Here is a 10,248-nt window from a genome sequence, read left to right as displayed (position 1 = left end):
CTCAAAGCCGCCCCACACCGCGCCCCGCCGGGGGCCGCACGTCCCCCGGCCGGGCCCCCCCGCGCCTGTGGCCGTACCAATGTCAGCTCATGACCTCGCGCATGAGCCGCGCGGTCTCGCTCGGGGTCTTGCCGACCTTGACGCCGGCGGCCTCGAGGGCCTCCTTCTTGGCGTCGGCGGTGCCGGCCGAGCCGGAGATGATCGCGCCGGCGTGGCCCATGGTCTTGCCGACCGGGGCGGTGAAGCCGGCGATGTAGCCGACGACCGGCTTGGTCACGTTCGCCTTGATGAACTCGGCCGCGCGCTCCTCGGCGTCGCCGCCGATCTCACCGATCATCACGATCGCGTCGGTCTCCGGGTCCTCCTGGAAGGCCTTGAGCGCGTCGATGTGGGTGGTGCCGATGATCGGGTCGCCGCCGATGCCGACCGCGGTGGAGAAGCCGATGTCGCGCAGCTCGTACATGAGCTGGTAGGTCAGCGTGCCGCTCTTGCTGACCAGGCCGATGCGGCCACCCGGGGTGATGTCGGCCGGGATGATGCCGGCGTTGGAGGCGCCCGGCGAGGCGATGCCGGGGCAGTTCGGGCCGATGATCCGGGTCTTCTGACCCTGGGCGATGTTGTGCGCCCAGAACGCGGCCGAGTCCTGCACCGGCACGCCCTCGGTGATCACGACGGCCAGCGGGATCTCGGCGTCGATCGCCTCGAGCACCGCATCCTTGGTGAACGCCGGCGGCACGAAGATGACCGACACGTCGGCGCCGGTCTCCTTGATCGCCTCGCCGACCGATGCGAAGACCGGGAGCGAGGTGCCGTCGAAGTCCACGGTCGTGCCGGCCTTGCGCGGGTTGACACCGCCGACCACGTTGGTGCCCGCGGCGAGCATCCGGCGGGTGTGCTTGGAGCCCTCCGCGCCGGTCATGCCCTGGACGATGACCTTGGAGTCCTTGGTGAGCCAGATAGCCATGTCGTCACTTCCCCGCAGCTGCGAGCTCGGCGGCGCGCTCGGCCGCACCGTCCATCGTGTCCACCCGCTGCACCAGCGGGTTGTTCGCCTGGTCCAGGATCGCCCGGCCGGCCTCGGCGTTGTTGCCGTCGAGGCGGACCACGAGCGGCTTGGTGACGGCCTCGCCGCGCTCACCGAGCAGGGCGAGGGCCTGGATGATGCCGTTGGCGACCTCGTCGCAGGCCGTGATGCCGCCGAAGACGTTGACGAAGACCGACTTGACCGCCGGGTCGCCCAGCACGATCTCCAGGCCGTTGGCCATGACCTGGGCGCTGGCGCCGCCGCCGATGTCGAGGAAGTTGGCCGGCTTGACGCCGCCGTGCCCCTCGCCCGCGTACGCGACCACGTCGAGCGTCGACATGACCAGGCCGGCACCGTTGCCGATGATCCCGACCTCGCCGTCGAGCTTGACGTAGTTGAGGTTCTTGGCCTTGGCCGCCTGCTCCAGCGGGTCGACGGCGGACTGGTCGATCAGCGCCTCGTGGTCGGGGTGCCGGAAGCCGGCGTTCTCGTCCAGGGTGATCTTCGCGTCCAGCAGCAGCACCCGGCCGTCGCCGACCTTGGCCAGCGGGTTGACCTCGACCAGCGTCGCGTCCTCGGCCACGAAGGCCTGCCAGAGCTTCACCGCGATGTCGACGATCGGCTCGGCGACCTCGGCCGGGAACTTGGCGGCGGTGACGATCTCGCGCGCCTTGGCCTCGGTGACACCCTCGTTGGCGTCGATCGCGATCTTGGCGACCCGCTCCGGGTCCTCCTCGGCGACCGTCTCGATCTCCATGCCGCCGGCCACGGAGGCGATGCAGAGGAAGGTGCGGTTGGCCCGGTCGAGCAGGTAGGAGAAGTAGTACTCCTCCTTGATGTCCGCGGTCTCCGCGAGCATCACCTTGTGCACGGTGTGGCCCTTGATGTCCATCCCGAGGATGTCCGTCGCGCGGGCCTCGGCCTCGTCCGCGCCGTCGGCGAGCTTGACGCCGCCGGCCTTGCCGCGGCCGCCGACCTTCACCTGCGCCTTGACCACGACCTTGCCGCCGAGTCGCTCGGCGATCGCGCGGGCCTCCTGCGGGGTCTCGGCGACGCCGCCGCCCAGCACGGGCAGCCCGTGCCGTTCGAACAGGTCGCGCCCCTGATACTCGAACAGGTCCACGTGTCTCCTTTCGCTCGCGACGCTTGCCCCGGCAAGCCGCGTACCCGCGTCCCGACCTGATGTCCGCGGCGCGTCGTTGCGTCGCCGCCAGCGTGAGAGAAATGTCGGCCCTGAGGCCTCATTTCGCAGCCTAGCCACCTCACCACCGGGTGCGCCGCCGCGGGTGCACGGTGTGCAAGACCACACAGCCGCCGGGCTAGGTCAGCGGGACGCGTCCCGCTGCGAAGTGGGCGACGGCCTGCAGGATCTCCTGCTCGCTCTTGTCGGCGTAGTTGAGCGTCGCGGTGAAGCCGGTGCCGAACGCGGCCTGGGTGACCATGGAGTCGAAGGCCGTGAACGCGCCCAGCTTCTGCTCGGCCCGGGGGTCACGGGGAGCCACGCAGAGCATCTTCTCCAGGCTCCAGCGCCGCCGGGAGATCATGCCGATCGCCTCCCAGGGCAGCCAGATGGCCTGGCCCCGGCTCGGCCGCGTCTTGATCCACAGGCCGGCGGGCCCGACCGCGAGCACCGGGCCACCGCCGGCGAGCAGCCAGATCTGCAGGCCGAACAGGCCGGCGAAGACGACGCTGATCACCAGGAAGAGCGCCAGCAGGGCGGGACCGTTGTCGGAGCCGATCGCCCCCAGGCCGAGCACGCAGCCGAGGATGGCCATCAGGGCCAGGAGGAAGCCGCCGAAGACCAGGACGCGCTTGCGGACGCTGGGCCGGACGATGAACGGCTGGTCCTCGGGGATACGCGGGACCACGGGGTAGGGCTGCACGGTGCGAGAGGCTACGCGGACCGCGCGAAAAAGTCGTCCCAGGTCGCGTAACCCCGGTTCGGGGGCGTCGTTGAGTGTGATGTCGGAGCGCTGAGCGATGACGAGAGCGGCCGATGCCCTGTCGGTCGAGGGGTGGCGGCGGGGCATCGTGCATAGAGAGGCCGGACGTGTGAGGGGTGCGTCCGGCCTCTCCCTTACTTCTTATTGACTCTTTGCGGTTGTCTGGTCACGCCACTGGCGTGGCCACATTGGCGCGTACCCATTCGATGATGGATGCGGTCGTCGCGCCCGGCGTGAAGATATGGGCCACGCCCAGCTTCTCCAGCTCGGTTATGTCGTCGGCCGGAATGATGCCGCCGCCGAATACCACGATGTCGGCCGCATCACGTTCCGCGAGCAGTTCCAGCACCCGCCGGAACAGCGTCATGTGCGCCCCGGAGAGCACCGACAGCCCGATGGCGTCCGCGTCCTCCTGGATGGCGGTCTCGACGATCTGCTCGGGCGTCTGGTGCAGGCCCGTGTAGACGACCTCCATACCGGCGTCCCGCAGCGCGCGTGCCACTACCTTCGCGCCCCTGTCGTGGCCGTCCAGCCCTGGTTTGGCCACGACGACCCTGATCCGTGCTTGCATCTACGACCCCTTCGGCGCTCACCGGCTGCACTGCCGGCCGAGAAGGAAACTGCCACCTGAACGAACGGTAACCCGGCACGGTTGAACCGAGGAAGCCGCCGCTCCGTACTACCCGCCGGCACCAAGACCATCAGGACACCGCGCGCAAGCACCAATTAACGTATTCCACGTCACATGACTTTGCGTTAGAAGCGCAGTTACGGAGAGCCAACACCCTTTCACCTCAGAATTGCCACCAACTCGGACATTCGCGTCCTAATGCCGACAGCTAACTGTCAGGGAATTGGCGCTGCGACTTGTGACCGGCGTTGCGTTTCGTTACCGTGGCCCACGGCTGTCAACCGGTTAACGCCGGACCGACCGCTCGGCAAACCACCGTTCAGCATCTGTTCCCCGCCCGGTGGCTGCCGCTCTTTGCCACCGACGGAGGGTTGTTCGTGCGTCAGCGCTTGTCGTCTGAGCCCGACCGCTATCGCGGCCGTCGCCGCGTTCCCACCCCTCCGCGCAGCCGCTATGCCGTCGTCGTCACGTCGGCATTCGTCGGCGCCGGGGTGGTCGCTCTGGGAGCCGCCTCGCAGCTCCCGGACGCCAAGACCATCAACCCCACGGTCCTGCAGAATCTGGAAGCGGCCTCGTCCGCCGACAACGCCCTGGCCGAGCGCACCGCCGAGGGTGAGCGCGCCTCCCGCGGCGAGGACCGCGAGAGCAGCGCCAAGATCACCGAGGCGCAGGCCGAGGCCGAGGCCTGGCTGCTCCCCCTGAACGACTACCAGTTCACCTCCGCGTACGGCGTCCGTTTCGGCAAGCTGCACGCCGGCATCGACCTGGCGGCGCCCGAGGGCACTCCGTACATGGCCGTGCACGCCGGTGAGGTGACCTCCGCGGGCTACCAGGGCGGCTACGGGTACGCGATCACCATCAAGCACTCCGACGGCACCGAGATGATCTACGCCCACTCCCGGCGGCTGCTGGTGAAGAGCGGCGACAAGGTCAAGGCCGGCCAGGTCATCGGTGAGGTCGGCAACACGGGCTACTCGTACGGCACCCACCTGCACCTCGAGGTGCACGTCAAGGGCGCGCCGACCGACCCGATCGTCTTCCTGCGCGAGCACGGCGTCGACATCAAGCTCCGCATCGAGTCGGTGTACGGCGACCTCGCCGCCTCCTGATCCCGCTCCACCCACCGCCGGACCGCTGCTGGTCCGGCGGTTTTTCATGTCCGCAACCGTCCGGCAACCGGGCTGGTTGCACTGGGCCCGCTGCCCTCAAGATCCGCAGGACGGTGCCGACAGGCAGGTGTCGGACACCGAGACCTGGAGGATCACCCCGCGTGCAGCATCGAGCGAACCGGAACGTCCGCGGCCGCCACCGCAGAACGACGCCGCTGCACAGCCACCGCGCTCCGAGCACCCCGGTCACCGAGAAGGGCCGTTACGCCGTGGCTGCCGCTCTGGTGGCCGGCGTGGGGGTCGCAGGTCTGACGACGGCAACCGACGGCGCGTCCTCCTCCCCGGCCACTGCGAAGACCCGCCAGGCCGCCGCACAGGCGACCCTGGCGCCCAGCACGCCCGCCCCGGCCCCGACGCCCACGCTCTCGCCGTCCCCCACGGCTACGCCCACCCCGGTCGCCTCGTCCCCGTCGGCCGCCGCAGCCGGCATCCAGGTCGTGGACGAGGGCGTGCCGTTCGTCCCACAGGCCCGCAAGGAGAAGCCGCTGCCGCTGTGGGTGAACCCGCTGCCGGAAGGCGCGACCACCTCCTGCTTCGGCCCGCGCTGGGGCCGCCTGCACGCCGGCGTCGACCTGGCCGCCCCGGACGGCACCCCGATCCGGGCCGCGGGCGCGGGCGTCGTCGTGGCCGCCGGACCCGCCGAGGGCTACGGCAACGCCGTGCTGATCGACCACGGCAACGGCTACCTCACCCACTACGGGCACATGTCCGTGATCACCACGACCGTCGGGCAGCAGGTCGCGGCCGGCGACCAGATCGGCAACGAGGGCTCGACCGGTCACTCGACCGGCCCGCACCTGCACTTCGAGGTGCACCAGGGCAGCTACAAGAACCCGATCGAGCCGACCGCCTGGATGCGCGAGCACGGCGTCGAGATCACCGGCTGCGCCACCCCGGCCGACGCGAGCTAGATCTTCTCGATCGGGGCGTGCCGCAGCACCAGCCACATGACCTGGTCGCCGAAGTCGATCTGGGCCCGGGCGCCGGGACCGTGGCCGTCCACGGTCACCACCCGGCCCAGGCCGTACCGCTGGTGGTTGACCCGGTCGCCGGCCGCCACCTTGGGCGCCTGCTTCAGCTCGCTCGCGGTGGTCAGCCTGCTCGCGTCCACGCCGAGACGCTGGGCGAGCTGCTGCGCCTTCGGGGTGCCGCCGGAGAAGCCGCCGCCACGCCCGCGGTCACCGCCACCACGGCCGCCGACACCGCCGCCGGTGCCCGACCACGACGTGTACGACCCCGCCGTACGCTCCCATCGCACCAGCTCACCCGGCAGCTCGTCGGTGAACCGTGAGGGCGGGTTGTACTGCGGCTGGCCCCACGCCGACCGGGTCACCGCGCGGGACAGGTAGAGCCGCTGGCGGGCGCGGGTGATGCCGACGTACGCCAGCCGCCGCTCCTCCTCCAGCTCGGTGTTGTCCCCCAGGGCCCGCATGTGCGGGAAGACACCGTCCTCAAGACCGGTGAGGAACACCACCGGGAACTCGAGACCCTTGGCGGTGTGCAGCGTCATCAGGGTGACCACGCCCTGGTGCTCGGGATCGTCGCTGGGGATCTGGTCGGCGTCGGCGACCAGCGCCACCTGCTCGAGGAAACCGGCCAGCGTCGCGGCGGGCGCGTCCTCGTCCTCCGCCGCCTGGGCCTCCACCCGCTCGGTGTACTCCCGGGCGACGCTGACGAGCTCCTGGAGGTTCTCCACCCGGCCCTGGTCCTGCGGGTCGAGGCTCTCCTCCAGCTCGGTCAGCAGGCCGGAACGCTGCAACGCGGCCTCCAGCACCTCCTCCGGCGGCGCGGTCCGGGACATCTCCCGCAGGTCGTCGAGGAGCTGGACGAAGTCGGCGATGCTGTTGGCCGCGCGGGTCGAGATGCCGGGGGCGTTCTTCGCGCCGCGCAGGGCCTGGCCGAACGAGATCCGGTCGCGGGTGGACAGTGCCTCCACACACGCCTCGGCCCGGTCGCCGATGCCACGGCGGGGGGTGTTGAGCACGCGGCGGATGCTGACCGTGTCGTCGTCGTTGACCACTGCGCGCAGGTAGGCCAGCGCGTCGCGGACCTCCTTGCGCTCGTAGAAGCGCACCCCGCCGACGACCTTGTACGGCAGGCCGACGCGGATGAACACCTCCTCGAAGACGCGGGACTGTGCGTTGGTGCGGTAGAAGACCGCCACGTCACCCGGGCGGACCTCGTGGTTGTCGGTGAGCCGGTCGATCTCGCGGGCCACCCAGTCGGCCTCGGCGTGCTCGGTGTCGGCGACGTACCCGACGATCTGCTCACCGGCGCCCTGGTCGCTCCAGAGCCGCTTGGGCTTGCGGGAGGTGTTGCGGTCGATGACCGCGTTGGCCGCGGACAGGATCGTCTGGGTGGAGCGGTAGTTCTGCTCCAGCAGGATCGTGCGCGCGTTCGGATAGTCGCGCTCGAACTCCAGGATGTTGCGGATGGTGGCGCCGCGGAACGCGTAGATCGACTGGTCGGCGTCGCCCACCACACACAGCTCGCCCGGCTCGATCTCGCCCTCGGCCGGCCCGACCAGCTCCTTGACCAGCATGTACTGGGCGTGGTTGGTGTCCTGGTATTCGTCGACCATCACGTGCCGGAAGCGGCGGCGGTAGGCCTCCGCGATGTGCGGGTGCGACTGCAGCAGGTGCACGGTCGCCATGATGATGTCGTCGAAGTCGAGGGCGTGCGCCTCCTTGAGGCGGCGCTGATACAGCACGTACGCCTCGGCGACGGCCCGCTCGTTGGGGCCCTTGGCCCGGTCCTTGAACTCCTCCGGCTCGACCAGCTCGTTCTTCAGGTTGGAGACCTGGGCGGCCAGGCCGCGGGCCGTGTAGCGCTTCGGGTCCAGGTCGAGCTCGCGGGCGACGAGCTGCATCAGCCGCCGCGAGTCGTCCGCGTCGTAGATGGAGAAGGTGCTCTTCAGCCCGGCGTGCTCGTGCTCGGCCCGCAGGATGCGCACGCAGGCGGAGTGGAAGGTCGACACCCACATCAGCCGGGCCCGGGGACCGACGAGGGCGGCGACCCGCTCCTTCATCTCCCCGGCGGCCTTGTTGGTGAAGGTGATCGCGATGATCTGACCGGGATGCACGTCCCGCGCGGCCAGCAGGTAGGCGATCCGGTGGGTCAGCACCCGGGTCTTGCCCGAACCCGCACCGGCGACGATCAGCAGTGGCGAGCCGGCGTGGGTCACCGCGTCGCGCTGCGGCCCGTTGAGCCCCTCGAGCAGCGTCTCCGGATCCGTCCGCCGGGCCGGCTGCCGCCTGGGCGGGACCTCCTGACCAGGGGTTTTCCCCTCCTGGACAGGCGGCATCGTGAACAGGGGCTGGGAGTTTTCCGGAAGGGCTCGCATCGCCGGACAAGTCTATGCCGCACCCCCGACAATCTTTCGAGGCAGTCCACACCACCGCGCCGCAACCAAGCTGTCATCCCCAGGCCGTAGCGCTGACCAGCGTCGATACAGCAGGCTGTCAGGCGTTGGTTGCTCCGTTACCCGACCGGGAGACCGAATACTATGGACCACCCCCGCCGCCGCGGCTGGGCCGTGCTGCGTCATCTCGCCGTACCGGCCCTCGCTCTGGCCGTCGTCGCCACCCTGCCGACGACGAAGCCCGACGCAGCACCGGCCACCACGCCCGTCGCCCAGTACCTGCCGGGCATGGCCCCGGCCAGCGTGTCCTACGGACTGTCCGGCAAGACGGTCAAGGGCCAGTTCCTCAGCTACAACGACTTCCACGGCGCCATCGACCCGCCCGCCGGCAGCGGCGCGGTCGTCAACGGCACTCCGGCCGGCGGCGTCGAATACCTCGCGACCTACCTGCGCAAGCTGCGCGCCGACGCCGCCGCCGAGGGCCGCAAGACCCTCACCGTCGGCGCCGGCGACCTGATCGGCGCGACGCCGCTGGTCAGCGCCGCCTTCCACGACGAGCCGACGATCGAGCTGATGAACGAGGTCGGCCTGCAGGTCAGCTCGGTGGGCAACCACGAGTTCGACGAGGGCGTCGACGAGCTGATCCGGATGCAGCGCGGTGGCTGTCACCCCAAGGACGGCTGCCAGGACGGCGACGGCTTCGGCGGCGCCGACTTCACCTACCTCGCGGCGAACACCATCAACAAGAAGACCGGCCTGCCGATCCTGCCGCCGATCGACATCAAGTTCGTCAACGGCGTGCCGGTCGGCTTCGTCGGGCTCACCCTGGAGGGCACCGCCGGCATCGTGAACCCGGCCGGCATCCAGAACGTGCGCTTCGCCAACGAGGTCGAGACCGCCAACAAGTGGGGTCACCTGCTCAAGCTGTTCGGCGTCAAGGCGCAGGTGCTGCTCGTGCACCAGGGCGGCCAGCAGAACGTCTCCGAGCAGGTCCCGGTCCCCGGCGTCTCGGACTGCAACGCCTTCTCCGGGCCCATCGTGCCGATCGTCGCAGGTCTCAACCCCGAGTTCCGCCTGGTGGTCTCCGGCCACACCCACCGCTTCTACACCTGCACGCTGCCGAACTCCGCCGGCACCTCGGTGGTGACCAGCGCCGGCACCAACGGCCAGCTGATCACCGACATCGACTACGCGATCGACCGGCGCACCGGCCGGTTCGCCGACATCACCGCCAAGAACGTGGTGGTGGAGAACGGCGTCTCCGACGGCAAGGGCGGCTGGCTCAAGGACGCCGCCGGCGTCTTCCTGAAGAACCCGGCCACGGTCGACCCCAACGCCAAGAAGGTCGCGGACAAGTACCGCACCGCGGTCGCCCCGATCGCCAACCGGGTCGTCGGCACCATCACCGGCGACATCACCCGTACGGCGGGCGCCAACGGCGAGTCGGCGCTCGGTGACGTGATCGCGGACGCCCAGCTGGCCTGGACCAAGACCAGCGCCAACGCGCAGATCGCGCTGATGAACCCGGGCGGCATCCGGGCCGACTTCGACGCCGAGGCGTCGGCCGGCGGGGAGGCCACCGGCCAGGTGACCTACGGCGAGGCGTTCACCGTGCAGCCGTTCAACAACCTGGTGGTCACCCAGACCCTCACCGGCGCGCAGCTCAAGAACGTGCTGGAGCAGCAGTTCGTCGGCTTCGGCGGGCAGACCACCCAGCGCATCCTGCAGGTATCGGCGGGCTTCACCTACTCGTGGGACAGCACCGCCCCGGCGGGCTCGAAGGTGAGCGCACTGGCCCTCAACAGCACCCCGATCGACCCGGCCGCCAGCTACCAGGTCACCACGAACGATTTCCTGGCCAACGGCGGCGACGGCTTCACCAACCTGACGCTGGGCACGGGCCGCACCACGGCACCGGGCTTCGACGTCGACGCCCTGATCGGCTACCTCGGCGCGGGCACCCCGGTCGCGCCGGGCCCGGCCAACCGGATCACCAAGATCGGCTGATCGGGCCGCGTCCCACGGTTCGGGCCGTTTCCTTGCGGAGCGGCCCAGCAGCAGCCGCTGGGCCCAGCCCAGGTCGGTGACCCGCATCGTCACGATCCACTCATCGCCGTCGC

The 10,248-nt window shown here is 70.2% G+C and carries 8 protein-coding genes; 3 read left to right on the top strand and 5 right to left on the bottom strand.

All coding sequences use genetic code 11. From position 1 onward, the window contains the following. Positions 1–82: 82 nt before the first annotated feature. The 4 genes from sucD to AB0C29_RS18660 all read right to left on the bottom strand — a co-directional run bounded on the left by sucD (position 83) and on the right by AB0C29_RS18660 (position 3,538). The gene (gene sucD / locus AB0C29_RS18675; RefSeq protein ID WP_360821681.1) at positions 83–964 is read right to left on the bottom strand and encodes a succinate--CoA ligase subunit alpha; all 882 of its coding nucleotides are present in this window, start codon (positions 962–964) and stop codon (positions 83–85) included. Between the two features lie 4 nt (positions 965–968). Beyond that, complete coding sequence (sucC, locus tag AB0C29_RS18670) at positions 969–2,147, bottom strand: ADP-forming succinate--CoA ligase subunit beta (protein WP_360556006.1); 1,179 nt, start codon at positions 2,145–2,147, stop codon at positions 969–971. A gap of 196 nt (positions 2,148–2,343) precedes the next feature. After that, on the bottom strand, positions 2,344–2,907 hold the full coding sequence (locus AB0C29_RS18665) for a hypothetical protein (RefSeq protein ID WP_360821679.1): 564 nt from the start codon (positions 2,905–2,907) through the stop codon (positions 2,344–2,346). A 226-nt stretch (positions 2,908–3,133) separates the two neighbouring features. After that, on the bottom strand, positions 3,134–3,538 hold the full coding sequence (locus tag AB0C29_RS18660; RefSeq protein ID WP_360821677.1) for a cobalamin B12-binding domain-containing protein: 405 nt from the start codon (positions 3,536–3,538) through the stop codon (positions 3,134–3,136). Between the two features lie 437 nt (positions 3,539–3,975). On the opposite strand from AB0C29_RS18660, the gene AB0C29_RS18655 reads away from it, so the two are divergent. Further along, complete coding sequence (locus tag AB0C29_RS18655; protein ID WP_360821675.1) at positions 3,976–4,707, top strand: M23 family metallopeptidase; 732 nt, start codon at positions 3,976–3,978, stop codon at positions 4,705–4,707. Between the two features lie 161 nt (positions 4,708–4,868). Continuing rightward, the gene (locus AB0C29_RS18650; protein WP_360821673.1) at positions 4,869–5,678 is read left to right on the top strand and encodes a M23 family metallopeptidase; all 810 of its coding nucleotides are present in this window, start codon (positions 4,869–4,871) and stop codon (positions 5,676–5,678) included. On the opposite strand, the gene pcrA is transcribed toward AB0C29_RS18650, so the two are convergent. Further along, on the bottom strand, positions 5,675–8,071 hold the full coding sequence (gene pcrA / locus AB0C29_RS18645) for a DNA helicase PcrA (protein WP_360821671.1): 2,397 nt from the start codon (positions 8,069–8,071) through the stop codon (positions 5,675–5,677). The two genes, AB0C29_RS18650 and pcrA, sit on opposite strands and share 4 nt — an antisense overlap. Positions 8,072–8,272: 201 nt before the next feature. On the opposite strand from pcrA, the gene AB0C29_RS18640 reads away from it, so the two are divergent. After that, positions 8,273–10,135: a bifunctional metallophosphatase/5'-nucleotidase gene (locus tag AB0C29_RS18640; protein ID WP_360821669.1), complete on the top strand. Its 1,863-nt coding sequence runs from the start codon at positions 8,273–8,275 to the stop codon at positions 10,133–10,135. The last annotated feature ends 113 nt before the right edge of the window (positions 10,136–10,248 follow it).

The organism is Actinoplanes sp. NPDC048791, from assembly GCF_040650095.1.
Lineage (GTDB): Bacteria > Actinomycetota > Actinomycetes > Mycobacteriales > Micromonosporaceae > Actinoplanes.
This window is presented reverse-complemented; position numbering and strand designations above follow the sequence as displayed.